Genomic DNA, 26857 nt, shown 5'->3' with positions numbered 1-26857 from the left:
GCGCGGCAGCGCCGTCGCGGGCGTCGGCGTGGATGCGCGCCGGCGCGCTCGTCGCCGCACGGCCGTCCTGGCGCCGGTGCTCGTGCTCGCCCTCGCCGCGTCGATCGTGGTCGCGACGACGATCGGCTCGGCCGACCTCGCCGTCGGCGACGTGCTGCGCGGCATCCTCTCGCACCTCGGCCTCGGCGCGAACCCGCTCGACCCGCTGCGCGACGGCATCGTCTGGGGGCTTCGGGTTCCCCGCGTGCTGACGGCCGCCGCTGTCGGCGCGGGGCTCGCGATCGCGGGCGCCGTCATGCAGGCGCTGACCCGCAATCAGCTCGCCGATCCGTACCTGCTCGGGCTCTCCTCGGGGGCGTCGCTCGGAGCGGTGACGGTCATCCTGCTCGGGGTCGCCGTCGCGCTGCCGGCCGCCGCGTTCGGCGGGGCGCTGCTCGCGCTCGCCGCGACGCTCGGCCTCGCCGGGGCGCTCGGCGCGATCACGCCGACGCGCACCGTGCTGGCCGGCGTCGCCGTGTCGAGCCTGGCCGGCGCCGCGACGAGCTTCGCGATCTTCTGGAGCTCGGAGCAGGACTCCTACCGCGAGATCCTCGGCTGGCTGCTCGGCTCGCTCGCCGGCGCGCGCTGGTCGGCGGTCGGGATCGCCGGGGTCGCGGTGCTCGTGATCGGCATCCCGCTGCTGTTGAGCGGGCGCATCCTCGACGCCTTCAGCTTCGGCGACACCACGGCGGCGAGCCTCGGCATCGGCGTGCAGCGCACCCGGTGGCTGCTGCTCGGCGCGACGGCGCTGCTGACCGGAGCCCTCGTCGCGGTCAGCGGGTCGATCGGCTTCGTCGGGCTCGTGCTGCCCCACGCCGTGCGCCTCGTGGTCGGACCGGGACACCGCACGCTGCTGCCGCTCTCGGCTCTCGTCGGCGCGACATTCCTGATCTGGGCCGACACCCTCGCCCGCAGCGTCTTCGCCCCGCGTGAGTTGCCGGTCGGCATCGTGACCGCGCTCATCGGAGCCCCGGTGTTCGCGCTGCTGCTCGCGCGCCGGCGGAGCGAGGCGTGAGCGCGGATGCGACGGGTGCGCCGAGCACGGACCCCGGCCTCCGCGTCGCCGACCTCACCGTGCGCATCGGCGATCGCGCCGTCGTCGACGCGGCCGCGTTCTCCGCTCCCCCGGGCGCGCTGACGGCGCTCGTCGGCCCGAACGGAGCCGGCAAGTCGAGCCTGCTGCGCGCCGTCGCCGGAGCCGATCGCCCGGTCGCCGGCGCGGTGCGCCTCGACGGCGCCGACCTCGGCGCACTCGGACGCCGGGAGCGAGCCCGCCGCGTCGCCTTCGTCGAGCAGGATGCGGGCACCGAGCTGCCGCTGAGCGTCGAGTCCGTCGTGGGCCTCGGCCGCACCCCCTACGGCGCGCTGCTGGGCGGACCCGACCGCGAGTCGGCGGACGCGGTGGATGCGGCCATCGCCTCCGCCGGCATCGAGCACCTCCGCGGGCGCGAGATCACGCGGCTGTCGGGCGGCGAGCGCCAGCGCGTGCTGCTCGCCCGGGCGCTCGCGCAGCATCCGCGTCTGCTGCTGCTCGACGAGCCGACGAACCACCTCGACATCGCGGCGCAGCTCGCCGCCCTGACGCTGCTGCGCCGGCTGACCGGCGACGGCGTGACCGTGCTGGCCGCGCTGCACGATCTCGGGCTCGCGGCCGCGTGGGCCGACCACGTCGTCGTGCTGCACGCGGGTCGCGTCGTCGCCGAGGGCGCCCCGCTCGCGACGCTGACGCCCGAGCTGCTCGCCGAGGTCTACCGGGTGCGGGCGACCTGGCTCAGCGATCCGGTGACCGGGCGTCCCGTGCTCGCCGCGAGCCCGCTCGGCTGACGTTCAGAGGTCGTCTCGAGAGCGCACAGCTCAGGCGTCGGCCGCAGCCAGCACCCGCCGGAACAGCGAGCCCGGCAGCAGCGCCCCGCGCACCCGCAGCACCGGCGGGGTGTCGCGCTCGATCGCCCGGATCGCCGCGCTGAGGTCGTCGGTCGTGACCGGCGGTCGGTTCGGCGGGGCGTAGGCGGTGCGCTCGACGGAGCGGGCGAGTCGGCGCAGCTTCTCGGCCTCGCCGTCGGGCATCCCGTCGACGAGTCGGCTCGTCAGCGTCTCGACGCTCTCGCTCTCGAGGGCGTTCCAGCCGTGGTCGCGGGCCGTGTCGCGCAGCTCGGTCCAGGCCGCCTGCGCGGGGTCGCGTCCGCGGCGGATGCGGCTGAAGCGCCGCAGGCGCACGGCCCGGCGCACGAGCAGCGGGATCAGCAGCACGAGCACCACGCCGAGCACGATGCCGCCGACCTGCGCGACGCTCTGGGCGCTGCGCGCCGCATCCTGGGCCGCCGACTGGGCGGGGGTGTCGGTGCGGTCGGGACGGTTGGCCGGGTCGGACGCGGCGTCGCTCGGGGTGTCGCTCGGCGCCGCGCTGGGCTCGGTGTCGTCGCCCGAGGCCCCGGGAACGATCGCGTAGGCGGGAACCGATCCACGACTCGGGGTCGGCTCGAAGCGCAGCCAGCCGTAGCCCTCGAAGTAGAGCTCGGGCCAGGCGTGCAGCTTGTGCGTGTCGACGCGGAAGTTCGCGGTGTCGTCGTCGTCGGTCGAGGTGAGGTCGCCGGGCAGGAAGCCGACGACCATGCGCGCCGGGATGCCGAGGGTGCGCGCCATGACGGTCATGGTCGAGGCGAAGTGCACGCAGTAGCCGGCCTTCGCCTCGAGGAACTTCGGCATGACGCCGACGCCGGAGCCGTCGTAGTCGTCGTCGACCGGCGCCTCCTCGGAGTAGCTGAAGTCGTCGCGGAACCAGTCCTGCAGCGCGACGGCCTGCTCCCACGCGGTGGTCTTGCCGGCGGTGACCTGCGCGGCTGTGTCGGCGATCACCGGGTCGAGCGTCGACGGGGTCTCCAGATACGGACGCACGTCGAAGTCGTAGCGTCCCGTGCCCGAGCCCTCGTCGAGCTGCTCGGGGGTGACGGTCGGGTAATCGAAGTCGACCGTGTACTGCCGGCCGTTGATCTCGCCGTCGCCCGAGCGCACCGTGAGGCTGTCGGCGTCGGCGCGCCAGTCACCGTCGAGGCCGCGGATGCGGGTCGCGGCGTAGGGCACGGGAGCCCAGCGTCCGCCGACGCGGTCGACGCGCACGTCGACGGCGCCCGAGCCGGTGGGCACGTCATCCGATCGCCCGACCGCGGAGGGGAGGCTGTCGAGCCGGCGCAGCGACTGCTTGTCGGGCACCGTCGGCGCCCACGTCTCGCCCGAGAAGCTCTCGTAGGTCGCGAGTCGCAGGTACAGCGGCTCGGTGCTCTTCGTGCTGTAGCGCAGGGCGGTCACGGCGGTGCCGCGGCGCAGGTCCTCCCCGAGGGAGACGAGCGGGTTGACGCGGGTCTCGAGCCCGCCCTGCGTCGCCGAGGTCTGCCCGACCGGCGGCAGGAAGCTCGGGATGACGAGCGAGCCCGCCACGACGAGCGCGGCGACCGCCCAGGTCGCCAGGCGCGACGTCGGGCGCGCTCCGCGCCGCAGCAGGATGAGGTAGACGACGCAGGCGGCGATCCAGACGAGCGCGTCGGAGCGTCCGCTCAGCACGAGCATCGGGATCATCAGCAGCGCGAGCATCGGCAGGGCGGCGAGCGCGCGCACCTGGGTCGCGACGACGAGCAGGTCGGCGGCGAAGGCGAGACCGACGACGCCGAGCACGATGAGGAAGAGGATGCCGGGCACCGGCTCGGCGGGAACCGCCTGCTGGGCGATCGACTGCGTGCCCTGCTCGGCCAGCTCGCCGGCCTTGCGGAACACCGCCGGCGTCGGCACCACCCCGGCGATCGCCTGCCCGCGCAGGAACACCAGCTCGACCGCGACGAGACCGGCCGCGAGTCCGATGAGCGGAGGCAGCACGGTGCTGCGCATCAGGAACCGGGCCAGGCCGGCGGCGCCGATGACGACCGCCGCGAAGAAGGCGCCCGCGAACCACCAGCCGACGCCCGAGAGCAGCGGGTTCAGCGCGGCGAGCGCGACGGCGAGGGCCAGCAGGGCCAGCAGCGAGTCGGGCCAGGTGCGGGTGCCGGGCATGGGCTCGCGGCCGCGCCCGGCCGGCCGGCCGCCGGGGCCGCGGCCCGACGTGATGCTCGGGTCGGACCCCGGAAGGCCGGGGCGCATCCCGCTCCCGCGCCGCTCGTCAGCGAGAACCACGGCTCACCCCGTACTGCTCGTGGGCCTGCAGCCAGGCCTCCACCGGGTCGTCCCACAGGTCGGGGTTCGCGACCGTCCAGCCCGACTGGCGCAGCACGGCGATCGCGTCCTCGTTGCGGCCTCCGACCAGCCACGCCACCGCGGCCTCCCCGGGCTTGCGCTGGCGGCGCGCCCAGTCGAGCGTGACCGTGGCCGGGGTCGCGAAGAGCGCGAACACCGGGCCCGGGGCGTCGGAGGAGTGCGGCGCCTCGGGGGCGTCGCGCGAGGTCGTCGTGACGAGGCGGATCTCGGCGAGGCTGCGCAGGAAGCGCTGGTCGCGCTGCATCCCCTCCCAGCGGTCGCCGAAGGAGGCCACCTGCGGCTCGGCCGTCTCGAGCACCTCGACGTCGAAGCCGCGGTCGAAGAGGTGCAGGCCGAGCGAGGCGAAGAAGCGCACCGTCCACTCGAAGCTCTCGCTCTCGTCGGCGGGGCTGTCGGCGAGACCGTCGGGCGCCGCGTCGCCGTAGCCGTCGCGGCGGGTGTCGAGCAGCAGCCGCACCTTCGGGTAGCTGCGCTGCTCCTCCTGCCGCACCATGAGCTCCCCATGGCGGGCGGAGGCGCGCCAGTGCACGCGACGCAGCGCATCCCCGGGCCGGTACTCGCGGGTCGTGAGGTCGTCGTCGTTGCCGGTCACGCGCCGCTGCACGAGCAGGGCGTTCCCCTCGGCCTCGGCGGTCGAGAGCGCCCCTGGCGGGAGGGTGACGACCTCCGGCACGACCACGAGATCGTCGCGGCCGCCCTGCGCCGTGACGGAGCGGGCCATGCCGAACGGGTCGCGGTGCTCGATCGCGACCGGGCCGATCGGGTAGACGCCGCGCTGCTCCGGGTGCAGCTCGTACTCGAAGGCGACGCTGCGCGGACGGCGCTCGTTTCCGGTGACGGCCTGCTCGGCGGCGCTGCCGAGGGCGGGCAGCAGCTGCGGGCTCTGCGTCTCGTGCCAGGGCAGGGAGTCGTTCCAGACGCCCGGCGGGGTGGTGCGCGCACCGGCGTTGCTCAGTCCGAGCACGACCCGCGCCGGGGTCCCGGCCGAGACGATCGGCGGGCTGAACTCGCGCGTGACCCGCAGCTTCGGCCGGGTGAGCCGCACGGCGAGCAGCCCGATGATCGGCAGCAGCAGCCCGGCGACGCCGGCGACCAGCGCCTCGCCCCAGGCGCCGAAGTAGGCGAACACGAGGATGAGCGCGCCGAGCGCGAGCGTGACGGTGCCGCGCACGGTCGTCCACACCGAGCGGGTGCGGTCGGGACGGCGGGCCATGGCGGATGCGGGAGGCGGTCAGGCAGCGGCGGGGCTCAGTGCGCCGCGCCGAGCGGGATCGGGATCATCGAGACGATGCGGGTCACGACCTCGGCGAGCCCCTCGGAGCCGAGCGCAGCCGAGCCGCCGACCGCGCGGGCCGGCACGAGGCGGTGCGCCAGCACGGGGGCGGCGAGGGCGTCGATGTCGTCGGGCAGCACGAAGTCGCGACCGGCGATCGCGGCGCGGGCCTTCGCTGCGCGCACGAGCTGCAGGGTCGCGCGCGGGCTCGCGCCGAGGCGCAGCTCGCGGTCGCTGCGGGTCGCCGAGGTGATCGCGACGGCGTAGTGCTCGATCGCGGGGCTGACGAAGACGTGGCGCACGGTGCGGATCATCGCGAGCAGTCCGGCCAGGTCGACGACCGGCTGAAGCCGCTCGAGCGGGTTCTCGGTCTCGCGGGTGCGCAGCATCGCCACCTCGCTTGCCGCATCCGGATAGCCCATGCTGATGCGGGCCATGAAGCGGTCGCGCTGCGCCTCGGGCAGGGCGTAGGTGCCCTCCATCTCGATCGGGTTCTGCGTCGCGATCACGACGAAGGGGGCGCTGAGCGGGTAGCTGCGGCCGTCGACCGTGACCTGGCGCTCCTCCATGCTCTCGAGCAGCGCCGACTGCGTCTTCGGGCTGGCGCGGTTGATCTCGTCGCCGATGACGAGGTTCGCGAAGATCGGGCCCGGCTTGAACTCGAACTCGCGGCGGGTCTGGTCGTAGACGCTGACGCCGGTGATGTCGGCGGGCAGCAGGTCGGGAGTGAACTGGATGCGGTTGACGCTGCAGTCGAGGCTGCGGGCGAGCGCGCGGGCCAGCATGGTCTTGCCGACTCCGGGCACGTCCTCGAGCAGCAGGTGCCCCTCGGCGAGCAGCACGGTCAGCGCCGTGGTGACGGCCTCGCGCTTGCCGTCGATCACCGTCTCGACGGCCGCGATCACGCGGTCGGAGAGCGCCTGGAACTGCTCGGCGGTGAGGACGTCGGCGTCGGGCGACGGCGTGCTCGGCGACGGCGCGGTCGGGTGCTGCACGGTCGAGGACTGCTCGGTCGGGAAGGAGGCCGGGGCCTGCGCGTCGGGGCTGATGCGCTGCTCCTGGTCATGAGGATTCGGCGTCATGGTGAGGCCGAGTCTGTCACGCTCCGGTGCTTTCGTCCCCTGGGGATCCGCCGACACCTGTCGCACCGGCGGAGCGCCCCGCGAACGCCGCAGCCCAGCCCGCGGCGTAGCCCTCGGCGCGGGCCTCCTCGACGCCGAGACGGAACAGGTCGCCCTCGCCGCGGCGCACGAGCGCGGCGGCGCCGGGGAGCTCGTCGGGGGTATCGACGTCATCGGCCGAGGCGTCGGTGCGGTCGGCGACGCCGCCGGCGTTGGCGCCCGCCGCCGGAACCAGGCGGGCCAGTCCGCGCACGATCGCGACCGGACGTCCGCTCGCCTTGCCCTTGACCAGGTCGGCCGCGGCCGCGATCTCGTCGGCGACGGCGGCGACCGTGACGTCGAGCACGCGGCCGTTCGCGTCCGTCGACCCGCGCAGATCGTCGATGACGTGCAGCCCGGCGGCGCCGATCGCGGCATCCGTCTGGCCGACGCGCCAGGCGCGGCCCATCGTGTCGGTCACGATCACACCGATGCACACCCCGCTGCGCTCGAGCACGGCGGCGGCGATCGCGCGGGCGCTCGCGTCGGGGTCCTCCGGCAGCAGCAGCACCGTGCCCTCGGGCACGTTGCTGGCATCCACCCCGGCCGCCGCCATGACGAGGCCGAGCGGATTCTCGACGATGCGCATGACGTGCCCGGTCTCGGGGTTGCGCCGCGAGGCGACGAGCCGCACGGTCTGGTCGGTGATCGCCTGCTCGCGGTCGTCGGCCGCGACGAGACGCCCCTCGGCCTTGCTGACGATCTTCGAGGTCACGGCGAGGATGTCGCCCGTCTCGATCACCTCGGCCACCGCGTCGGCGATCAGCGCCGGCAGGTCGGTTCCGGGCTGCACCTCGCCGATGCCGTCGACGGTCGCGATCTGCAGGGCGGGCTCGAAACGCACCCGCTCACTCTAGGGACGTGCGCGGCCCGCGCGCCCGCCGCATCCGGCCGCATCGCACAGCGCCTCCGCGCCTCCGATCGAGCCCGCGGCGGGGACGTGCTCGGCTACACGTGTCACAGCGCTCCCAGCCTCGCCGTGAGAAGGTTTCGGAGATGGATGCCCTGCGCGAGCTCGACGCCCCCGACGGAGTGCGCGTCGTGGTGCTGGCCGCGCCCGACGACGCCGAGGAGCGCCGCGCCGCCGGCCACGAGGCCGCCAAGCAGCTCGTCGCGGAGCTCGCGGGCGTGCGCCCCGAATCGGTGATGCTCGACGCGCTCTGCTCGCGCTGCGGCATCGACCACGGCCGACCGACCGCGTACCTGGTATCGGCGAAGGATGCGTCGACCGCCGCCGTCAGCATCACCCACACCGGCGGCTTCACGATCGTCGCCGCGTCGATCGAGGTGGATGCGCTCGGCATCGACGCCGAGCTGCAGGACACCCGCCCCGACCGGGTGATCGCGATCGAGAAGATCGCGCCGGGTCGCGGCGACCCGATGCGCCGCTGGACCCGCATCGAGGCCGTGCTCAAGGCCGACGGCCGCGGGCTGCGGGTCGACCCGCGGCACGTGCGGTTCCTGCCGACGCTGCGGGGCAACGCGCGGGCGCGCATCGACCCGCCCGGCGAGGAGTCCGGCGACGCCTGGCACGTCTACGACCTCGACGACCCCGAGCTGGTCGTCGCGCTCGCGCTCCCCTGACGAACGCGCCCTCGGAAGCTCCGGCGAGCGCGGTCAGGCGGGATACGGCGGCAGCGCCGTCTCGAACAGCCAGCGCTCGAGCAGCTGACGCGCGGCTCCGCTGCGCGCCGACCCCGCGGCGGCGGACGCCGCGTGCAGGAAGTCGACCGTGCTGACCGAGCCGTAGCGGTTGTCGGCGCACCAGTCGCGCAGCAGCCCGAAGAAGGCGTCGTCGCCGAGCAGACCGCGCAGGGCGTGCAGGGCGAGGGCCCCGCGCTTGTAGACGCGGTCGTCGAACATGTCGGCGGCGCCGGGCGAGCCGACCACGATGTCCTCCGGCTGCTCGGCGAGTCCGTCGTAGTACCGGCGGGCGCAGGCGTCGGCGCTGTCGCCGCCGCGCTCGTCAGACCACAGCCACTCGCTGTAGCAGGCGAAGCCCTCGTTGAGCCAGATGTGCTCCCACGCGGCGACGCCGACGCTGTTGCCGAACCACTGGTGTGCGAGCTCGTGCGCGATGAGCCGGTTCCAGGCGTCGTCGCCGGCGGCGTGGTTGGCGCCGAAGATCGCGGCGCCCTGGGCCTCGAGCGGGATCTCGAGCTCGTCGGCCGTCACGATCGCCGTGTACCCGTCGAAGGGATACGGGCCGTAGAGGCGCTGGTAGAGCGCCATCATCGCGCCCAGCTCGCGGAAGTCGTGCTTCACGCCGCGCGCGATCGACGGCGGGTAGACCAGGTGGCCGGCGACGCCGTCCAGGTCGACCTTCGTCGAGGTGTAGCGGCCGATCTGCACGGTCGCGAGATAGGTGGATGTCGGCTGCTCCTGCACGAAGTGCCAGGTGCGGCGACCGCCGTGGGCGCGGTTCGAGACCTGCCGGCCGTTCGCGACGACCGTGTAGGGCGCATCCGTCACGACCGTGATCTCGTAGTGCGCCTTGTCGCTCGGGTGGTCGTTGCAGGGGAACCAGGTGGAGGCGCCCGAGGGCTGCGCGGCGACGATGACGCCGTCGTCGAGCTCCTCCCAGCCGACCGGACCCCAGGTGCTGCGGCGCGACTTCGGCGTGCCCGCGTAGTCGACGACGACGACGAAGCGCTCGCCGGCGGAGATCGGCGACGCCGGGGTCACGGTGAGGTGATGGGGCGTCTGGCTGTGGCGCGCGCGCCGGGCGCCCGCCGCATCCATGCCCGCACCCGACCCGACCAGCACCTTGCTCGCCCGCAGCCCCGACAGGTCGAAGCGGATGCGCGTCAGCTCGCGCAGCGCCATGGCCTCGATCACGGCCGTGCCCTGCAGACGGTTCACGCTGACCCGGTAGTCGAGCTCGAGCGCGTAGCGGTCGACCGCGTAGCCGTCGTCGCCGATGCCCGGCAGGTAGGGGTCGACGCCGCCGCGGAGCAGTCCCGTCATCGGGCGGCCGGCTCGGCCGTGTACGGCGCCACGACGACCTCGCGCCACGGACCGATCGGGTTGCCGCTCCAGCGGCTGCCCTCGGGCACCGACTCGCCGCGCATCACGAGCGAGGCGGGGCCGACGGTCGCGTGCGCGCCGATGCGGGCGGCGGGCAGAACGACGCTGTGCGGGCCGAGAGTGGCTCCGGGATCGAGGGCGACGGCATCCATGCTCATGATCCGATCATGGAACAGGTGGGTCTGCACGACGCACCCGCGGTTGACGGTGGATCCGTCGCCGAGCACGACCAGGTCGGCCTCGGGCAGCCAGTAGCTCTCGCACCACACGCCGCGGCCGATCTTCGCCCCGAGAGTGCGCAGCCAGACGTTGAGCGCCGGGGTGCCGATCGCGGTGTTCGCGAACCACGGGGCGGCGATCATCTCGACGAAGGTGTCGGCCACCTCGTTGCGCCAGATGAACGACGACCAGAGCGGATGCTCGCCCGCGCGGATGCGCCCGACGAAGACCCACTTCGCCACGGTGCTGACGCCCGCCGCGACGGCGCCGGCCGCGAGCAGCACGACGCCCGAGAGCACGATCGCCCAGCCGAGACCCCACGCGCTCGTGATCGCCGCGAGGGTCAGCACGACAGTCAGGCCGATCGCGCAGGAGATGAGCACGGGGATGATGCGGCCGAGCTCCCACAGGGCGCGTGCGACGCGCAGCCGGGTCGGCGGGGCGAAGGTGCGGGCGAGGTCGCCCTCGTTGACCTGGCGGCGCAGGCGCATGGCCGGCGAGCCGAGCCACGACGATCCGGCCTTCGACTTCGACGGCGCAGCCGAGAGCACCGCGACGAGGGCGTCGCGCGGCACCTTGCGGCCGCCGCCGGCGATCCCTGAGTTGCCGAGGAAGGAGCGCGCGCCGAGCTGAGCCCGGGCGATGCGCACCCAGCCGCCGCCGAGCTCGTAGGGGGCGACGAGCGTGTCGTCGGCGAGGAAGGCGCCGTCGCGGATCTCGGTCATCGCCGGGATCAGCAGCACCGTCGAGGCCTCGACCTCGCGGCCGACCTTCGCGCCGAGCATCCGCAGCCAGATCGGCGTGAACAGGCTCGAGTAGATCGGGAACAGCAGCGTGCGCGCGAGGTCGAGCAGGCGCTCGGTCGCCCAGGCCTGCCAGCCGATGCGCGAGCGCACGGGATGAACCCCCTCACGCAGTCCGATCGCCAGCAGACGCACGCCGACGAGCACGAGCCCGGCGGCCACGATGCCGGTCACCAGGGTGCCGGGCACGAGTCCGGCGAGCGCGCCGAGCGCGACCTCGCCGAGCGTCACGGAGCCGCGGATGAAGGCGGCCACCACGACCGAGCCGGCCGCGATCGCGACCACCGGCAGCAGCGAGATGGCGACCGAGGAGGCGCCGTAGGCCAGCATCCACCGGCTGCGGCGCTCGGGGCGCTCATCCGGCCACCAGTGCCGGGCCGAGCCGATGCGCGCCGCCGGCGATCCCGCCCAGAGCTGACCCGACGGCACCCGGCCGAAGACGCTCGACCCGGGCGCGATCTCCGAGCGCTTGCCGAGGTGGGTGCCCGGCGCGAGGGTGCTGCGCGCGCCGACCGTCGCCCCGGAGCCGATGCGGATGCCGCCGACGCGCACGATGTCGCCGTCGATCCACCAGCCGGTCAGGTCGACCTCGGGCTCGACCGCGGCGCCCTTGCCCATGCTGAGCATGCCGGTGACCGGGGGCAGGGCGTGCAGGTCGACGTCTTTCGAGATCTTCGCGCCGAGCGCGCGGGCGTAGTAGCTGATCCACGGGGCGCCGGAGAGGCTCGCGGCGCCGACCAGCTGCGCGCCCTGCTCGGCCATCCACAGTCGCAGATGAACCCCGCCGCCGCGCGGGTAGTCGCCCGGCTTGAGGCCGGCGAGCAGCACGCGGGCGATGACGACCGAGATCGCCATGCGGCCGAAGGGCGTCACGAACAGCACGAGCGCGATCACGAGCAGCCAGAGCGGGATGCCGGGCAGCGCGTCGAAGCCGCCGACGGCGTGCAGGATCGTCGTCGCCGTGAACAGGTAGGTGAGCCAGCGCAGGCCCGCGAGGATCTGGAGCGGGACCCCGAGCAGCGTCTGGGCGGTCTGGAACCAGCGCGGCATGGGCACGCTGCGGTGGAACTCGCGGTTCGCCGCCGCGCGCGCCGCGGCGCCCGCCCCGGCGCCCCAGGTGTCCTCCAGCGCCTCCGCCATCGCGCCGAGACGCGGGTGCTCGTAGACGCCCGCGACCGTGAACTCGGGAGCGCGCTCGCGCACCCGGGTGACGAGCTGCGCGGCCGCGAGCGAGCCGCCGCCGAGCTCGAAGAAGTTCGCGTCGGCATCCGGCACCGGAACCCCGAGCACCGACTGCCACACCTCGGCCAGCTCGCGCACCGACGGGTCGAGGTCGGCGCCCGCGTCATCCCCGACGCCGGGAAGCGGCCACGGCAGGGCCTTCTTGTCGACCTTGCCCGAGACGCGCGTCGGCAGATCGCCGACGATCGCGAGCAGGGGCACCAGCGCCGCCGGCAGCTCCTCGCGCAGGCGGGCGATCGCGTCGCCGCGGTCGAAGGTCTCCGGGTCGGCGGGAACCGTGTAGCCGACCAGGATCTTCGTGCCCGCATCGGTCTCGCGCACCGCGACCGCCGCCGCCGAGACGCCGTCGAGCGCCTGCACGGCCGCCTCGACCTCGCCCAGCTCGATGCGGCGTCCGCCGATCTTCACCTGGTCGTCGGCGCGGCCCTGGAAGACGAGGCCCGCGCGCTCGAAGCGCACCAGGTCGCCGGAGCGGTAGGCGCGCTGCCAGCCGAGGCCCTCGTGCGGCGCGTACTTCTCCGCATCCTTCGCCGGGTCGAGGTAGCGGGCCAGCCCGACGCCGCCGATGATCAGCTCGCCGACCGCGCCCTCCTCGACCGGCAGGCCATCTTCGCCGACGACCGCGAGCTCCCAGCCGTCGAGCGGCAGGCCGATGCGCACGGGCGCGCTGCCGTCGAGCAGGGCGCCGCAGGCGACGACCGTGGCCTCGGTGGGGCCGTAGGTGTTCCAGACCTCGCGGCCGTCGACCGCGAGCCGCTCCCCCAGCTCGGGCGGGCAGGCCTCGCCGCCGAAGATCAGCAGGCGCACGTTCTCGAGCGTCTCGGCCGGCCACAGCGCGGCGAGCGTCGGAACCGTCGACACGGCGGTGACGTTGCGCGCGACGAGCCACGGGCCGAGATCCATTCCGGTGCGCACGAGCGCACGCGGGGCCGGAACGAGGCAGGCGCCGCTGCGCCAGGCCAGCCACATCTCCTCGCAGCTCGCGTCGAAGGCGACGCTGAGACCGGCGAGCACGCGGTCGCCGGGGGCGAGCGGCTCGTCGGGCAGGAAGAGGCGGGCCTCGGCATCCACGAACGCGGCGGCCGAGCGGTGGCTCACGGCGACGCCCTTCGGGGTGCCGGTCGAGCCCGAGGTGAAGATGATCCAGGCGTCGTCGTCGAGGGTCGGCGGGTCGAGCAGCGGGATGCCGGCGGTGCTGGGATGCGCGGAGCCGGCGTCGGCGAGCGGGAGGGTCGCGGGGCTCGCGAGGCTGGGCCGCTGCTCGCCGTCGGAACCGCGCGCGCTGGGCGTGTAGTCGCCGCCGCCGGTGAGCACGCCCACGACATCCGCTTCGCCGAAGACGAGGTCGGCGCGCTCCTGCGGGTCGTCGACGTCGACCGGCACGTAGGCGGCGCCCGCGGCGATCACCCCGAGGATGCCGACGTAGAGCCGGTGGCTGCCAGAGGGCATGCGCACGCCGACGCGGTCGCCGCGGCGCACGCCCGCCTCGTGCAGCTTCGCGGCGAGGGCGACGACGCGCGCCATGAGCTGGCGATAGCTCAGCGCGACCTCGCCGTCGTCGATCGCCGAGGCCTCCGGGTGCCGCTGAGCGGTGTCGCGCAGCACGTCGAGCAGGGTGCGCGGCGGCGCGGCGAGGTCGACGCTGCCGAGGATCGGCGACAGAGCGGGGCCCGGATTCGGCGGGTCGACCGGGGTCGGTTCGGGCAGTGCGGCGGGCGACTCAGCGGTCACGGATGCGGTCCTCTCGACGCGTCAGGACGGTAGGACCAGCGAGTGTCCTGCAGGTAGACGGGAGGTGGCCCGCCGGGATGACGACGGACCGGGCGTCGGCGGCCTCAGGCCTTCCCCAGCAGCTCGATCAGCTGCGGTTTCGTCAGCCGCGAGTAGCCGGTCTTGCCGGCGGTCTTCGCGCGCTCGCGCAGCTCGGCGACCGAGAGGGAGGTGAGCGTCGCGGTCGATGGCTTCGCGGCGACACGGGCGCGGGGTGCGGCCGGCTTGCGGGTCGAGGCGGCGGGCTTACGCGTCGCGGCAGCGGCCGGCTTGCGCGTCGCCGCCGGCTTGGTCGCGGCGGACTTGCGGCTCGCGGCCTCGGAGCTGGCGGGCGAGGATGCCGGCTTCGCAGCCGACGGCGCGGCCGACGAGATCGAGTCGACCGCGGAGGCGACCGCCGATCCGACCGCCGTGACGACGGCGGCGGGGGCGACGGCGGCATCCACCGCCCGCTTCTTGGCTTCTCGCGCCGCCTTTCCGGCCGAGGTGCTGACCGATCCCGCCGACTTCTTGGCCGACGCCGAGGTCGACTTCACGTTCTTCTTGGCCGCGCCGCGCACCTTCGTCGCGCTCTTCTTCGCCGACTCGACCGCCTTCGTGGCGCGCTTCTTCGCGGTCTTGGCCGCGTCCTTGCGGGTCGAGTCGAGCCCGTCCACCGACTTCCTCGCCGAGCGCTGCGCCTTCGCGGCGCGCTTCTCGAGCTGGTCGACGATCTTCGCGGCGTCCTTGCGCGCGCTCTTGCCGAGCTTCTTCGCGGTGGCGCGGGCCTCGTCGACGGCCTTGAGGGCGGCCCTCAGCGACTTCTTCGCCTCGCGCTCGAGCTTCTTCGTGCTGGCCATGGGTCCTCCTCGTCGACGCCGAACCTGAACGGCGGGTGAACAGGATGGCAGGCGGAGGTTAACAACGCGAACGATCACCTGTGACGGCGTGTCACATTCGGCCGCACGCCCGTGCCGGGTCGGCCGGATCTGTCTCGTCTCGTCCCGGCCGCACTTCAGCTACGCAGCGCAGGCAGCACCTCGCGCGCGAAGACGTCGATGAACTCGGCCTGGTTGCGGCCGACGTTGTGCAGGTGGATGCGGTCGAAGCCGAGGTCGGCGTAGCGCTGGATCTCGGCGCGGTGCACGTCCGGGTCGGCGGAGACGATCATCCGCCCGGCGAAGTCCTCGGGGCGCACCATGCGCGCCATCTGCTCGAGCTCGTGCGGCGAGCGGATGTCCGACTTCGGGAAGCGCAGCCCGGCGTTCGGCCACTGGTGCAGCGCGTTCGCGACGGCCCGCTCGTCGGTCGCAGCCCAGCTGAGGTGCAGGCGCAGCACCTTCGGCATCTGGCTCGCGTCGCGCCCGGATTCGCGGGCGCCCTCGGCGAAGCGGGTCAGCAGCTGGGCGGCGCGCTCGTGCGTGACGCTCTCGGTGATGAGCCCGTCGACGGTGCGGCCGGCGCGCTTCGCGGTGATGGGGCCGCCGGTGGCGACGAGGATGGGCGGCGCCGCCTCCGGCATGGTCCACAGCCGCGTCGATTCGAGTTTGAAGTAGCGGCCGTCGTGCTTCGCGTCGCGGCCGGCCAGCGAGGCCGAGAACAGCTTCTTGATCACGTCGACGGCCTCGAACATCCGGTCGATGCGCTCGGCCGCCTCGGGCCAGTACTGACCCGTGATGTGGTCGTTGATGGCCTCGCCGCTGCCGAGGCCCAGCCAGTGTCGCCCCGGGTAGAGGGCGCCGAGGGTGGCGGAGGCCTGCGCGACCATCGCCGGATGCCAGCGGAACGTCGGCGCCGTCACGCCGGTGCCGAGTGAGCCGTGGATGCGCTGGCCGAGCGCGCTGAGCACATTCCAGACGAAGGCGGCCTGGCCCTGCTGCGGAACCCAGGGCTGGAAGTGGTCGGAGGCCATCACGCCGACGAAGCCCGCCTTCTCGGCGCGCTCGGCCAGGTCGAGCACCTCGAGCGGGGCGAACTGCTCGAGCATCGCGGCGTATCCGACCTGCAGCGTCATGCGCCCATCCTCCCGCGTCGGCGATGTCGGCGGGATCGGGCTCCGCCGAACGGACGATGCGAGAGAGAGGGATGTTCACTTTCGCTCCCGCTCGTGCCAATCTGGACGAGGAGGTCCCCATGACTCGCACGACGCTGTTCACCCCGTCGAAGCTCTCGACCGATCCGGCGACGACGGCTTCGACGATGGACGAGCTGCCGGGTCGCGAACTGCTGCGCGCCGTGCGACGCCTGGTCGTCGTCGCCGGTCTCGTCGCTCTCGCCTACTCGTTCGTCACGGTCGCGAGCCGCGGCTACTGCCCGGGCGGGTTCACCGGAGACGGCGGCTACCTCGATGCGCAGGGCGATCCCACCGACGCCGTGCCGCAGTGTCTGAACCTCACGATGAACGCGAGTCCGTTCGTGCTCCTGGCCATCGGAGCGCTGGTCTTCGTCGCGATCGGGGTGGTGCAGCGCCACGCCGTCGACCTGCCGCATGCGCTGCGGATGTTCCGGCGCTACACGATCGCGATCGCGATCGTCGCGGGGGCGAGCGCGCTGATCGGTCACGTCTGGTTCTGGCTGCTGCCCCTGAACGACTGGACCGGAGACGGTTACAGCTTCGTCTTCCCGTTCCCGTTCGCGTCGGTCGACGTGAACGTCAGTCCGGCCGACTCCCCCGACGACGCGTGACCCCTGACGACATCGACACCCACGGCGGTGCCGACGCCGGCAGCGCCGTCGACGCGCGCGTCGTCCTCGTGCGCGGCGGACGGGTGCAGCCGCACGGTTCGTGGCTGTATGTGTGGGTCGACGTGGATGCGGGGGCGGTCGCCTACGTCGGCACGACCGGATTCGATCCCGAGCTGCGAGCCCACCTCCACCTGACGCATCCGGATCCCGCGCTCGGCCGGGTGCGGACGCTGCTCGGCGACGCGGCCGACGGCGACTTCGACGTGCTGGCCTTCCCGATCCCGGCGGGCGTCGATCGCGCCGACGTCAAGACCGCGGTCGCCGCCGAGCTCGCTGACGGGGATCCGCTGCCAGGGGTCGATGCAGGTTCGGATGGGGCCGGAGCGGCCGAATCGGATCTGCTCGAGATCACCGTTCGCAGAATCGTCGATCAGGTACGCGCCCGCATCGCCGCCTGAGTTCTGAACCCTCTCGACGACGGGTCGCGTGCACGACAGTCCAGCGACTGCGCGAAGTCTCGCCGCGTGCGCTTCACGCTCGGCCGTGAGCACGGCGCGCGTCTGCTTCACCGGAGACGATCGGCCGCGGGTCCCGAGGTCCGCAGTCGAGCGTGCCTGATCAGAACGGCGCCGGAGCGGATTCGTGGATGCGCGCGTCAGCACCACCGCCACCGTGTCCCGTCGGCGGTTCTCGTCGCCCGGATCCGCGACTCCACTGCTCACCGGAAGACCTGGCCGGATCGAGCGGAACCATCCGGCCGGTTGAGCCTGGCGGGCTCGCCGAGTCGGGTGATCGGAGCCGGGCGAGGTGGCGGATCGGGTGCCCGAGTGGCACGAAGGCGACCGCCGGGGCTGGTGCGTCTTCGCGGTAGGTGCGGCCGGTCGGGGACGTCCATTCGAGGATCCCACCGGGGTGTTGTCTCACTCGCCAGGCGGTGAACTGCTTCATCGAGTGGTGCCGTTGGCACAGATGGGCGAGGTTGGTCAGGGTGGTGGGTCCGCCGAGCGCGGCGTCGATGGTGTGGTCGAGTTCGCAGCGGACCGCGGCCGTCCGGCATCCCGGCCAGCGGCAGTGCTGATCCCGGGCACGCAAGTGCCGACGCTGCTCGAGCGAGGGCCGGTACCGGTCGACGGCGACCGTCGTGCCATCGACCGGGTCCGTCAGGATGCGCGTCCACGATGTGGTCTCGCCGGCGAGGTAGCGGGCTGTGCCCGCATCGACGGGCGGGCGTCCGATGAGGTCCGCAGGGTTCTCGTCGTCGCCGAGCAGCGTGAGCGCCGAGACGGTGACCTGCACCTGGGCGCGGATCGCACCGAGCCCGCCGGATCCGTCGCCGTGGACGGTCGGGTCCAGCGCGGGCGCCCCGGTGAGCAGCAGATCAGCGAAGACGTCGGCTCGGATCTGATCGACCGTTCGCCGATCCGAATCACCCACAGAACCCGCCGTAGCGTCAGAAACCCCGCACGGGCCCGCGGCGTCCTGCACGGCGTGTGCCATGCGGGTGAGGCGGTCGAGGATGCCGTCGCCGATGACTGTCGGAACGGTGGCGATCACGTCGCACATCCCATCCCGACCCGGGAGCAGGCGCACGGCACGAGCACGTGCGGCTTCGGTGTGGCGTTCCGTGGAGGTGCGCTCGGTGAGCTTCTCGGCGTAGAGCTCAAGACCGGCGCGCACCCGGTTCGGGGTATCGAGCAGACTGCGTTCGATCGCCTCCCGCTCGAACTCCGCCCGCCGATCGACCGGCACGACCCGACCTGCGTCGACGATCACCGTGACGTGCCCGCGGGTGATGAATCCGTGCTCCCACGCCGACAGGGCCGCGGGATAGAACTCGACGATCTCCCGCGCCTCGCCGATGCGGCGCTGCACCGTCCGGTCTGGGGAGCGGAGCACTCCGCCGATCTCCGCCGCGATCGACCGCAGAGCCATGTCGTGCGCCCGCACATTCGCCGACGCGTCGGCCGCTTCGATCTCGGCGAGCTGCCCGGCGCGGGCGAGCATCCGCACCTCCGCCACCTGCCCCGCCGTCAGCAGCGCGAGCGCCGCCTCCGCCTCACCCACCAGCCCCGGCAACGTCACGACCCCGCCGCCACCGCCCGCGTTCACGAAGTCAACGCCGCCGCCGTCAGCGAACGACGCTTGGCCGTCGCGTCCGGGTGTCGTCGCGAGCTTCTCCATACCTGCACAGTGACAGCCACCACCGACATCCGCCGGAACAGCTCGACGACAGAGAACCGCAGATCAGATGCATATTCCACCGACATTCGAACCCAGTGGATCAGACGTCACGCCTCCACGCCAGCGCACGAGGAGAAGCCGATTCGACACACGCTCGGCAGGCGCCCGACCACACCTCACCGCACCCGGTCACACCCCGCGCCGCCACCGCCACCCGGCCACCCGCCCACCGCAGCGTCCCGCACCGCACCGCACCGCGCCCGACCGCACCGCGCCCGCCCCGCACCCCACCCCGGAACGCACGCAGGCCCCGACGCCGTCGAGAGCGTCGGGGCCTGCGTTCCGGAGGATCCGTGCGTGCCGGGACGAGGCCGCGCGGATCGGTCAGGAGAGCGGGATCAGAGAGCCAGCTGGCCCTCGACCTCCTTGGTCTTGATGCGCGCCATGGCCAGGTTCGAGCGGTCGCGGTCGAGCACGAGGTAGATGAAGACCTCGGGGGTCTTCGCCATCGGGCGGATGATGTGGAACTGGGTGGTCAGCGTGATGAGGATGTCGTCGATCGCGTCGCCCAGACCGAGGGCCTTGGCGGTGCGCAGCTTGGCGCGCACGACCTCGGTGTTGCCGGCGGCGGCGACGTCGAGGTCGAGGCCCGAGCCGACGCCGCCGAGCAGCATGCCGCTGCCCGAGTCGACGAGCGCGGCGGCCATGGCGCCCTCGATGCGCAGCAGCGACTCGAGCGAGGCCTGGACGTTGGAGACGGCAGCGATATCAGTCATGAGCGGTTCTTCTTTCGGGTTGTGGTGTTCGTGAGAGTTCGGTTGTTCTGATGGTCCTGAGACGCGAGCGCGGTCGAGCGCACCGGGCTTCAGAAGTTCGGGGCCGCCATGGCGGAGGCCTGCACGGCGGGCAGGCGCTGGGCGAGACGCTCGGCGGTGAGGCGCGCGGTCGAGAGCGCCTTGCCGAGGGTCTCGTGCGGCTGGAAGAGCGCGGCGAGCACGATCGGCTGGCCGGGGATGCGCAGCTGGATGACGTGGCCCTGAGCGCTGCCCATGATCACGTACTCGCTGTCGCCGATGCGCAGCTCGTGGCCGACCGCGTCGCTGAGCGCCTGGATCGAGCTCGACATGCTCGCGAAGCGGCTCGCCTCGGTCTGGGTGCGCGAGACGTGCACGATGTCGAAGCCGTCGTCGGTGAGCAGCGCGGCGTAGATCGTCGACGGCGCGAGCGAGCACATCCCATCGAGGGCGGCCTGGCCCTCGGTGATGACGAGCTGGTCCTGGTGGATGGGCTGGTTCATGGTGCGACCGCCTCCGCAGCCGGGGCGAGCATGGCCCGCATCTCGATGTTGGCGATGAGCGTCATGAGCACGGTGCGCATCTGGCCCGCATCGCGCGGGTCGACCGTGAAGACGGGCACGATGAGGTCGGGGCGCTGCGCCTGCAGCGCGGCCGAGTAGGCGGCGAGGCCGGGCCCGGCGCCGAGGTCGGTGCGCGAGACGCCGACGATGACGCCGCCGCGCTCGTAGAGGTCGCTGAAGTCGTCGAGGTACTCGATCATCGTCTGCACCGCATCCGGCGCATCGTCGTTGACGAGCATGATCATGCCGCGGGCGCGCTTCTTCAGGATCGCCCACATGAAGTCGAAGCGCTTCTGGCCGGGCACGCCGTAGAGGCGCACCTTGTCCTCGTCGCCGAGGGTGATCTCGCCGTAGTCGAGGGCGACCGTGGTGGTGGCCTTGTCGACGACGTGGCGCTCGCTGTTGGCCGCTTCGGTGCTGACCACCTCGATCTCGCTGAGGCTGCGGATCGCGGTCGTCTTGCCGGCGCCCATGGGGCCGGCGAAGAGGATGACGTGCTCGGCCATGCGTTACATCCCCAGTTTCTCGCGCAGGCGGCGGAACAGGCTCCGGGGCGCATCGGCGCGCTCCGGGACGGTGACGGGAACCGCCGCGACCGCCGACGCCTCGACCACGCGCATGAGCGTGAAGGCGTTGATGAGTCGCTGGGCGGAGGAGCGGTCGGTGCCGGCCGCGGCGGCGAGCTCGTCGGCCGTGTAGTGCGCGTTGGCGAGCGCGGCCGCCATGCGGATGTGATCCATGTGATGGGTCAGCTCGACGAAGTTCGGCCAGCGGTTCAGCTTGTAGCGCTCGCCGGGGATGATCCACGGGGCGGGGTTGTCGCCGAAGCAGGTGAACCCGACGCGCCAGAGCAGCTTGTCGAGGTCGGTGCCGGGCAGCGGGAAGACGGCGGCATCCCCCTCGGCCATGGTCGCCTGGTGCACGAGAACGCTCTCGGGCGCCGACGGGTACTGGCCGATCGGCAGCTTCGCCTCGAAGGCGCGCTGGCGGAAGTCGATGAGGATGGGCGCGTAGCTGGCCACGTCGAGTCGCATCACGACGGGCGCGGGCGTCGGCCCGACGGCGTGTACCGCGACGGCGACGCGCGCCCATCCGGACACGGCGATGCCGGCGGCCTCGGCCGCGGGCTCGAAGCCGACACCGGAGTACCGGCTCTCGGCCGGCGCCCCCTGGGCCCAGGTGGCCGTCATCGTGCGGCCGTCTCGACGGCACGCTCACGCGTGTGCATTGCTACTCCCCTGCCACGCGGAGATTTCGGGATGACGCGAGCCCCCGCTCGCGATCTCCGTGTGACAGGTACGAGTCTCATGGAGGATAGACAGAACGGGGAGTCCCCCATTAGGAGGACTCCCCGGACGGGTGTCGAAAACGATTCGGGACGGGCAGCGCCGTCAGCGCAGTGCGCTCAGCGCACGGCGCTCAGCCCAGCGCGCGCAGCCGCGGTGCGAGATCCCGCTCGAACAGCTCGAGGAAACGGCGCTGGTCATGGCCGGGCGCGTGGAAGACGAGGTGGTTGAGCCCCGCATCCACGTACTGCTTGATCTCGGCGACGACGGCGTCGGGGTCGCTGCCGACGATCCAGCGCTTCGCGATCTGCTCGATCGGCAGCGCATCCGCCGCCTTCTCCATCTCGACGGGATCGGTGATGTCGTGCTTCTGCTCCTTCGACAGCGACAGCGGCGACCAGAAGCGGGTGTTCTCGAGCGCGGTGTCGTGGTCGGTGTCGTAGCTGAGCTTGATCTCGATCATCCGGTCGATCCCGCTCGCGTCGCGGTCGGCCTTCTCGGCGCCCTCGAGAACCGAGGGGATGAGCTCCTCCGTGTAGAGCTCCATGCCCTTGCCCGAGGTGCAGATGAAGCCGTCGCCCGCGCGGCCGGCGTAACGCGCGACCATCGGGCCGCCGGCGGCGATGTAGATCGGGATGCCGTTCTCGGGCACGTCGTAGATCGAGGCGCCGTGCGTGGAGTAGTACTCGCCCTCGAAGTCGACGCGGTCGCCCTTCCAGAGCTCGCGCATGAGCCGCACCGACTCGCGCAGGCGGGCGAAGCGCTCCTTGAACTCGGGCCACTGCTGCTCGCCCGCGCCCTGGAACCCGGTGGCGATCTCGTTGAGCGCCTCGCCGCTCCCGACGCCGAGGAAGACGCGGTCGGGGTACAGGCATCCCATCGTGGCGAAGGCCTGCGCGACGACCGCCGGGTTGTAGCGGAAGGTCGGCGTCATCACGCTCGTGCCGATGCGGATCGTCGAGGTGCGCTCCCCCACGGCCGCCATCCACGCGAGCGAGAACGGCGCGTGGCCGCCCTCGTGCCGCCAGGGCTGGAAGTGGTCGCTCACCGCCACCGATTCCATGCCGTGCGCCTCTGCGGCGACCGCGATCTCGACCAGCTCGCGCGGGGCGAACTGCTCGGCCGATGCCTTGTACCCGAGTGTCAGTGTCACTCGTCGATCCTGTCATTCAGGCGACAGGATGCGCCGGGTCGTGGATGTGCTCTCCAGCTCGGCAGGATGCGCCGCGGCATGGCGGGGCGCCCGGTGTCCCTGGCGTCCCTTCAGGCGGGCTGCAGCTGCGGCCGGCGCTCCTGGCGCCAGTAGCCGGAGAAGAAGATGCGCTCCTTGACCAGGCCGAGGCCTCGCACGTGGCGGCGGCCGCTGGTCGCGAGGTCCGACTCGCCGACCAGGTAGGCGTAGGCCGTCGCGGAGAGGCTCTCGAGGCGCAGCAGCTCGGCGAGCGCGGCCTGGCCGGGGGTCGCGTGAGCGTCGGCGGCTTCGTCGCGCACGATCCAGCGACGCTCGACGCCGACCGGGCCGGGCAGCTCGCGCACGTCGCCGCGCGTCGCGACCTCCTGCAGGAGCAGGCCCGTGGCATCCGCCGGAAGCGAGGCGAGGATGCCGGCGGTGCCAGGAAGCCCGGTCTCGTCGGCGACGATCAGCACCTCGCTGGTGTCGTCGGGCTGGTCGTAGAGGGCGCCCTGGTCGAGGAACGCCATGTTGTCGCCGGGCTGCGCGGCGTCGGCCCAGATCGCGGCCCCGCCCTCGAGCTCGCCGGCGGCGCTGCGATGCAGCACGAAGTCGATGTCGAGCTCGGCCGGGATGCGCGCTCCGTCGGCGCGGTCGGCCGCCGGACGGAACGCGGCGACCGTGTAGTTCGCGCAGTGCGGCCGGCGCTCCTCGGGGATGTCGAGGTAGTTCTGCCACCACTTGCGCCCCTCGACGGCGGGCAGGAAGAGCTCGTCGTGGTGCGGCAGCTGCAGGAAGAGGCGGAACCAGTGGTCGAAGCCGAGGTACTCGAACTCCGCCAGCTCGGCGCTCGAGACGGTCACGCGCTGCATCGACGGCGTGAGCCGACGGTTCGCGACGACCTGCGCGCGGAACAGGCGGGGGTCGGCCGGCTGGAGTCTCGGGGTCTTCGCCATAGAAGGCAAGCCTAACCTCACCGAGCGGACGACGGGCTGAGAGCGTGGTGGAAGCGGATGCGGGCCGCCGCACACGCCCGCAACTAGGGCGTGTTCGTGCGGATCTGCGCGTTCCGGCCGCCGAGGAACCAGCCGAGCGGGCCGAGGAAGGGCATGAAGAACACGAGCAGGATCCAGAGCAGCTTGCCGCCGCCGGTGTAGCGCGACGACACGAGGATCGAGATCAGCGCGGCGACGAACAGCACGACCTGCAGCAGCACGACGACCACGATCGCGATCGTCCCGCCGACGGCGAGCCCGGCGGCGGTGGAGTCATCGGCGGCGACGGCCGCGGCGGCGAGAGCGGGCAGTGCGGTGAAGTGCATGACTCCACGCTAGGAACCGGCCGCAGCACGCGCATCCCTCGCCCGGAGGATGCGGTCATCCGCGAGTGGTACGGCCGCCGTCCGCGTCCCGCTAATGTCATGCGAGGCGCGGCACGGAGCCGCCCGGGAGAGGGGCCTTCGTGGCGATCTGGAAGCTGCACGGCGACGGCAAGACGGTTCCGTCTCAGGAGATCGTGCTCCCGGAGGAGCGCCTGAGCTGGCCGCGCACCATCGGCTTCGGCGTGCAGCACGTCGTCGCGATGTTCGGCGCGACGTTCCTGGTTCCGCTCATCACCGGATTCCCGACCAGCACGACGCTGCTGTTCTCAGGTCTAGGCACCCTGCTCTTCCTCATCATCACGGCCAACCGCCTGCCCAGCTACCTGGGCTCGTCGTTCGCGTTCATCGCCCCGATCGGCGCCGCCACGGCCGCCGGCGGGCGCGGATCGGCCCTCGCCGGCGTCATCATCGTCGGCGTTCTGCTGGCGATCGTCGGCGCGATCGTGCACTTCTCGGGCACCCGCTGGATCGATGTGCTCATGCCTCCGATCGTCAGCGGCGCCATCGTCGCCCTGATCGGCTTCAACCTGGCTCCGGCCGCGCGCGACAACTTCGCGAAGTCGCCGGGCATCGCGCTGATCACGCTGCTCGCCGTCATCCTCGCCGCCGTGCTCTTCAAGGGCTTCCTCGGCCGGCTGTCGATCGTGATCGGCGTCGTCGTCGGCTACATCGCCGCGGTCATCGCCGGCGAGGTCGACTTCAGCAAGGTCGACCAGGCCGCCTGGGTCGGCCTGCCCGAGTTCACGACCCCGAGCTTCACCCTCGACCACCTGCCGCTCTACCTGGCGTTCCTGCCCGTCGTGCTCGCGCTCATCGCCGAGAACGTGGGCCACATCCGCGGCGTCGGCCAGCTCACCAAGCGCGACCTGTCGCCGCTGACCGGCCGCGCCCTCTTCGCCGACGGCGTCGCCTCGATCCTCGCCGGCATCGGCGGCGGATCGCCCACCACGACCTACGGCGAGAACATCGGCGTCATGGCCGCGACCCGCGTCTTCTCGACAGCCGCGTACTGGGTCGCCGGCATCGCCGCGATCCTGCTCGGCCTCTCGCCCAAGATCGGCGCCGTCATCAACACGGTTCCGCCGGGCGTGCTCGGCGGCGTCACGACGGCGCTCTACGGCCTCATCGGCATCATCGGCGTGCGCATCTGGGTCGAGAACAAGGTCGACTTCTCGCAGCCGAAGAACCAGCTCACCGCCGGCGTCGCGCTCATCATGGGCATCGCGAACTTCACGCTCGTCTCGGGCGCCATGCAGTTCACCGGCATCATCCTCGGCACGGTCGCGGCGATCGTCGTGTACCACCTGATGAGCCTGATCGGCCGGGCGCGCGGTACGGAGTCCGAGCGCCTCACCTGATCCGACGCCTCCTGCGCTGACACACGAAGGGCCCCGCCGATCGGCGGAGCCCTTCGTATGTCAGAGCGGTCTCAGAGCTGGTCGCAGCGCTGGTCGCCCTTCTGGTCTCAGCGCTGGTCGCCCTTCTGGTCTCAGCGCTGGTCGCCCTTCTGGTCTCAGCGCTGGTCGCCCTTCTGGTCTCAGCGCGGCGTCTGCAGGTAGTCGGCGACCGGCGTCGGAACGTAGGGACGCACATCCCCGCCGAGCTCGGCCACCTGACGCACGAGCGACGACGACACGTGCGTGTGCGCCGGGTCGGGAAGCATGAACACGGTCTCGACGCCGGCGAGGTCGCGGTTGACGATCGCCATCGGGGTCTCGTAGGCCACATCCACCTGCGAGCGGATGCCCTTGACCAGCACGCTCGCGCCCACGTCGGTGCAGTAGTCGACAAGCAGGCCGACGCTCCAGCTGGTGACGAGGATGTCGCCCGAGATCTTGGCCTCGGCGATCGAGTCCTGGATGAGCGAGACGCGCTGCGCGATCGGCAGCAGCGCCGTCTTGCCGGGGTTGTGCACGACGAGCACGTGCAGCTGGTCGAAGATGCCCGCCGCACGCTCGATGACGTCGAGATGCCCCAGGGTGACGGGGTCGAAGGAACCGGGGACGACGGCGATCCTGCTCACGGCACCCAGCGTAGCGATTCCTCGTGACCATCTCGTTACCGGATGACGCCCCGCGCGACCGCAGCGGCCGCACGGGGCGTCACGAGTCAGCGCCGCCGGCGGCGGATCAGAACGGCGCCTCCTCGGGCGCCCACTGCGCGACCTTGCCGGCGAAGACCTCGTCGCGGATGTCGAAGCTGGCCGAGCCGTAGGAGTGGGTGTTGATGGTGTTCCGCACCGGATCGCTCAGCAGCTCCCAGCTCAGCAGTGCGGGGCGCTGCCAGGTGCCGTAGTGGTTCTCCGGCGGCTCGTCCCCGCCCGTCGCGAAGCGGAAGGCATGCGTGCCGGCGCCGTCCTTGTGGTACACGATCTTCGGGTGCGTGCCGTCCCACAGCACGTCGCCCGCGGCGCGGGTGTCGTAGTTCCCGTGGGCCGAGGCGGAGACGTAGCGCGCCTGGTCGTCCTTGATCCAGACGATCACGTGCTCGAGGTCGTGACGGTGGCCGAAGGCGTCGAGACCGGCGACCACCTGATCCTTCTCGAAGTAGTAGGCGTAGACGTGCGCGCACCAGCCATCGGCGACGCAGCTCGTGCGCACGTAGGTGTTCGCGTTGTCGAGATCGCTCTGGTCGCGGCAGCTGCCATTGAGCGCCCCCGAGTTGTTGAGCCCCTCGGCGGGCGTGCCATCGCCGGCGACCGCGACGCTCGGGTAGCAGCCGTCGGTGTCGTAGTCGGTGGCCGGCTGCCACTTCTCGTCGCCGGCGGTCGCGTTCGCCGGGATCGCGCCGGGCGGATCGGCCCAGGCCGCCCCGGTCGGCAGCAGCGCCAGTGCGGCGGCCGCCAGCGTGGCAGCGAGGGCGGTGAGGGCGCGGCGGCGGCGAGGCGGTCGCGCGGGACTCTGAGCGACCGGGTGGTCGGCCCGGCGCTGCTCGTCGTGGTGGCTGGTGGACATGATCTCCCCGATCGGTCGTTCGGTGACCCCCGTTCGGGGGCCGTCGGACGATTCGACGCTAGGGATGTGTGCTCACGCCGACGCGAAC

Annotated in this window: 24 protein-coding genes; 6 read left to right on the top strand and 18 right to left on the bottom strand. The window is 72.6% G+C overall.

What is annotated here, in order from left to right:
• The first annotated feature begins 28 nt into the window (after positions 1-28).
• Entirely contained in the window at positions 29-1054 is a 1026-nt protein-coding gene (locus BJ979_RS07940; protein WP_425502505.1) for a putative F420-0 ABC transporter permease subunit, read from the top strand.
• Positions 1051-1863, top strand: coding sequence for an ABC transporter ATP-binding protein (locus BJ979_RS07935; protein ID WP_179566834.1), 813 nt, complete (start codon positions 1051-1053; stop codon positions 1861-1863). Before BJ979_RS07940 ends, BJ979_RS07935 begins: the two co-directional genes overlap by 4 nt.
• A gap of 30 nt (positions 1864-1893) precedes the next feature.
• Here BJ979_RS07935 and BJ979_RS07930 read toward each other — a convergent pair whose 3' ends face one another.
• From BJ979_RS07930 to cofE, 4 genes are all read right to left on the bottom strand, one after another.
• Positions 1894-4080 (bottom strand): transglutaminase TgpA family protein, encoded by a 2187-nt coding sequence (locus tag BJ979_RS07930; RefSeq protein WP_179566831.1) that lies wholly within the window; start codon positions 4078-4080, stop codon positions 1894-1896.
• 106 nt (positions 4081-4186) lie between these two features.
• Positions 4187-5494, bottom strand: coding sequence for a DUF58 domain-containing protein (locus tag BJ979_RS07925; RefSeq protein ID WP_179566830.1), 1308 nt, complete (start codon positions 5492-5494; stop codon positions 4187-4189).
• 35 nt (positions 5495-5529) lie between these two features.
• Positions 5530-6636, bottom strand: coding sequence for an AAA family ATPase (locus tag BJ979_RS07920; protein WP_179566829.1), 1107 nt, complete (start codon positions 6634-6636; stop codon positions 5530-5532).
• A 16-nt stretch (positions 6637-6652) separates the two neighbouring features.
• On the bottom strand, positions 6653-7558 hold the full coding sequence (gene cofE / locus BJ979_RS07915) for a coenzyme F420-0:L-glutamate ligase (protein ID WP_179566828.1): 906 nt from the start codon (positions 7556-7558) through the stop codon (positions 6653-6655).
• Positions 7559-7710: 152 nt separating this feature from the next.
• On the opposite strand from cofE, the gene BJ979_RS07910 reads away from it, so the two are divergent.
• Positions 7711-8298: a 4'-phosphopantetheinyl transferase family protein gene (locus BJ979_RS07910; RefSeq protein ID WP_179566827.1), complete on the top strand. Its 588-nt coding sequence runs from the start codon at positions 7711-7713 to the stop codon at positions 8296-8298.
• Between the two features lie 33 nt (positions 8299-8331).
• Here BJ979_RS07910 and BJ979_RS07905 read toward each other — a convergent pair whose 3' ends face one another.
• From BJ979_RS07905 to BJ979_RS07890, 4 genes are all read right to left on the bottom strand, one after another.
• Positions 8332-9681, bottom strand: a complete 1350-nt coding sequence (locus BJ979_RS07905; RefSeq protein WP_179566826.1) for a M1 family metallopeptidase — start codon at positions 9679-9681, stop codon at positions 8332-8334.
• A complete protein-coding gene (locus BJ979_RS07900; protein WP_246287036.1) occupies positions 9678-13667 on the bottom strand; it encodes a Pls/PosA family non-ribosomal peptide synthetase in 3990 nt (1329 codons plus the stop codon). The genes BJ979_RS07905 and BJ979_RS07900 overlap by 4 nt, the downstream gene beginning before the upstream one ends.
• A gap of 173 nt (positions 13668-13840) precedes the next feature.
• The gene (locus BJ979_RS07895) at positions 13841-14614 is read right to left on the bottom strand and encodes a hypothetical protein (protein WP_179566825.1); all 774 of its coding nucleotides are present in this window, start codon (positions 14612-14614) and stop codon (positions 13841-13843) included.
• Positions 14615-14769: 155 nt separating this feature from the next.
• The gene (locus BJ979_RS07890; RefSeq protein WP_179566822.1) at positions 14770-15768 is read right to left on the bottom strand and encodes a TIGR03557 family F420-dependent LLM class oxidoreductase; all 999 of its coding nucleotides are present in this window, start codon (positions 15766-15768) and stop codon (positions 14770-14772) included.
• Positions 15769-15887: 119 nt separating this feature from the next.
• Here BJ979_RS07890 and BJ979_RS07885 point away from each other — a divergent pair, with 119 nt between their 5' ends.
• Positions 15888-16439, top strand: a complete 552-nt coding sequence (locus BJ979_RS07885; RefSeq protein WP_179566820.1) for a hypothetical protein — start codon at positions 15888-15890, stop codon at positions 16437-16439.
• On the top strand, positions 16436-16897 hold the full coding sequence (locus BJ979_RS07880) for a hypothetical protein (protein WP_179566818.1): 462 nt from the start codon (positions 16436-16438) through the stop codon (positions 16895-16897). Before BJ979_RS07885 ends, BJ979_RS07880 begins: the two co-directional genes overlap by 4 nt.
• Before the next feature lie 160 nt (positions 16898-17057).
• Here BJ979_RS07880 and BJ979_RS07875 read toward each other — a convergent pair whose 3' ends face one another.
• The 8 genes from BJ979_RS07875 to BJ979_RS07840 form a co-directional block, all read right to left on the bottom strand.
• Positions 17058-18620, bottom strand: a complete 1563-nt coding sequence (locus BJ979_RS07875) for an HNH endonuclease signature motif containing protein (protein ID WP_179566816.1) — start codon at positions 18618-18620, stop codon at positions 17058-17060.
• Positions 18621-19018: 398 nt separating this feature from the next.
• Positions 19019-19396 (bottom strand): hypothetical protein, encoded by a 378-nt coding sequence (locus BJ979_RS07870; protein ID WP_179566814.1) that lies wholly within the window; start codon positions 19394-19396, stop codon positions 19019-19021.
• Positions 19397-19485: 89 nt separating this feature from the next.
• Positions 19486-19917: a roadblock/LC7 domain-containing protein gene (locus BJ979_RS07865; RefSeq protein WP_179566812.1), complete on the bottom strand. Its 432-nt coding sequence runs from the start codon at positions 19915-19917 to the stop codon at positions 19486-19488.
• Positions 19914-20483: a GTP-binding protein gene (locus BJ979_RS07860; RefSeq protein WP_179566810.1), complete on the bottom strand. Its 570-nt coding sequence runs from the start codon at positions 20481-20483 to the stop codon at positions 19914-19916. Before BJ979_RS07860 ends, BJ979_RS07865 begins: the two co-directional genes overlap by 4 nt.
• A gap of 3 nt (positions 20484-20486) precedes the next feature.
• Entirely contained in the window at positions 20487-21167 is a 681-nt protein-coding gene (locus BJ979_RS07855; RefSeq protein WP_179566808.1) for a hypothetical protein, read from the bottom strand.
• Positions 21168-21396: 229 nt separating this feature from the next.
• On the bottom strand, positions 21397-22416 hold the full coding sequence (gene fgd, locus BJ979_RS07850) for a glucose-6-phosphate dehydrogenase (coenzyme-F420) (protein ID WP_179566806.1): 1020 nt from the start codon (positions 22414-22416) through the stop codon (positions 21397-21399).
• Positions 22417-22526: 110 nt separating this feature from the next.
• Positions 22527-23390 (bottom strand): siderophore-interacting protein, encoded by an 864-nt coding sequence (locus tag BJ979_RS07845; protein ID WP_179566804.1) that lies wholly within the window; start codon positions 23388-23390, stop codon positions 22527-22529.
• Positions 23391-23473: 83 nt separating this feature from the next.
• Positions 23474-23755, bottom strand: coding sequence for a PLDc N-terminal domain-containing protein (locus tag BJ979_RS07840; protein ID WP_179566802.1), 282 nt, complete (start codon positions 23753-23755; stop codon positions 23474-23476).
• A gap of 140 nt (positions 23756-23895) precedes the next feature.
• Between BJ979_RS07840 and BJ979_RS07835 the strand changes: the two genes are divergently transcribed.
• The gene (locus BJ979_RS07835; RefSeq protein ID WP_179566800.1) at positions 23896-25173 is read left to right on the top strand and encodes a uracil-xanthine permease family protein; all 1278 of its coding nucleotides are present in this window, start codon (positions 23896-23898) and stop codon (positions 25171-25173) included.
• A gap of 179 nt (positions 25174-25352) precedes the next feature.
• Here BJ979_RS07835 and coaD read toward each other — a convergent pair whose 3' ends face one another.
• Both coaD and BJ979_RS07825 read right to left on the bottom strand, forming a co-directional pair.
• Positions 25353-25838 (bottom strand): pantetheine-phosphate adenylyltransferase, encoded by a 486-nt coding sequence (coaD, locus tag BJ979_RS07830; RefSeq protein WP_141164039.1) that lies wholly within the window; start codon positions 25836-25838, stop codon positions 25353-25355.
• A gap of 106 nt (positions 25839-25944) precedes the next feature.
• A complete protein-coding gene (locus BJ979_RS07825) occupies positions 25945-26769 on the bottom strand; it encodes an NPP1 family protein (protein WP_179566798.1) in 825 nt (274 codons plus the stop codon).
• Between the last annotated feature and the right edge of the window lie 88 nt (positions 26770-26857).

It is taken from the genome of Schumannella luteola, from assembly GCF_013408685.1.
GTDB classification, from domain to species: Bacteria; Actinomycetota; Actinomycetes; order Actinomycetales; family Microbacteriaceae; genus Schumannella; species Schumannella luteola.
This window is presented reverse-complemented; position numbering and strand designations above follow the sequence as displayed.

Excerpts from the sequence above, each read along its gene's own strand:
- BJ979_RS07930 (WP_179566831.1), bottom strand. The coding sequence starts at position 4,080 with ATGCCCGGCACCCGCACCTGGCCCGACTCGCTGCTGGCCCTGCTGGCC.
- BJ979_RS07875 (WP_179566816.1), bottom strand. The coding sequence starts at position 18,620 with ATGGAGAAGCTCGCGACGACACCCGGACGCGACGGCCAAGCGTCGTTC.
- BJ979_RS07855 (WP_179566808.1), bottom strand. The coding sequence starts at position 21,167 with ATGACGGCCACCTGGGCCCAGGGGGCGCCGGCCGAGAGCCGGTACTCC.
- BJ979_RS07905 (WP_179566826.1), bottom strand. The coding sequence starts at position 9,681 with ATGACGGGACTGCTCCGCGGCGGCGTCGACCCCTACCTGCCGGGCATC.
- BJ979_RS07860 (WP_179566810.1), bottom strand. The coding sequence starts at position 20,483 with ATGGCCGAGCACGTCATCCTCTTCGCCGGCCCCATGGGCGCCGGCAAG.
- BJ979_RS07845 (WP_179566804.1), bottom strand. The coding sequence starts at position 23,390 with ATGGCGAAGACCCCGAGACTCCAGCCGGCCGACCCCCGCCTGTTCCGC.
- BJ979_RS07825 (WP_179566798.1), bottom strand. The coding sequence starts at position 26,769 with ATGTCCACCAGCCACCACGACGAGCAGCGCCGGGCCGACCACCCGGTC.
- BJ979_RS07925 (WP_179566830.1), bottom strand. The coding sequence starts at position 5,494 with ATGGCCCGCCGTCCCGACCGCACCCGCTCGGTGTGGACGACCGTGCGC.
- BJ979_RS07895 (WP_179566825.1), bottom strand. The coding sequence starts at position 14,614 with ATGGCCAGCACGAAGAAGCTCGAGCGCGAGGCGAAGAAGTCGCTGAGG.
- BJ979_RS07885 (WP_179566820.1), top strand. The coding sequence starts at position 15,888 with ATGACTCGCACGACGCTGTTCACCCCGTCGAAGCTCTCGACCGATCCG.
- BJ979_RS07890 (WP_179566822.1), bottom strand. The coding sequence starts at position 15,768 with ATGACGCTGCAGGTCGGATACGCCGCGATGCTCGAGCAGTTCGCCCCG.
- BJ979_RS07865 (WP_179566812.1), bottom strand. The coding sequence starts at position 19,917 with ATGAACCAGCCCATCCACCAGGACCAGCTCGTCATCACCGAGGGCCAG.
- BJ979_RS07920 (WP_179566829.1), bottom strand. The coding sequence starts at position 6,636 with ATGACGCCGAATCCTCATGACCAGGAGCAGCGCATCAGCCCCGACGCG.
- BJ979_RS07840 (WP_179566802.1), bottom strand. The coding sequence starts at position 23,755 with ATGCACTTCACCGCACTGCCCGCTCTCGCCGCCGCGGCCGTCGCCGCC.
- BJ979_RS07870 (WP_179566814.1), bottom strand. The coding sequence starts at position 19,396 with ATGACTGATATCGCTGCCGTCTCCAACGTCCAGGCCTCGCTCGAGTCG.
- BJ979_RS07910 (WP_179566827.1), top strand. The coding sequence starts at position 7,711 with ATGGATGCCCTGCGCGAGCTCGACGCCCCCGACGGAGTGCGCGTCGTG.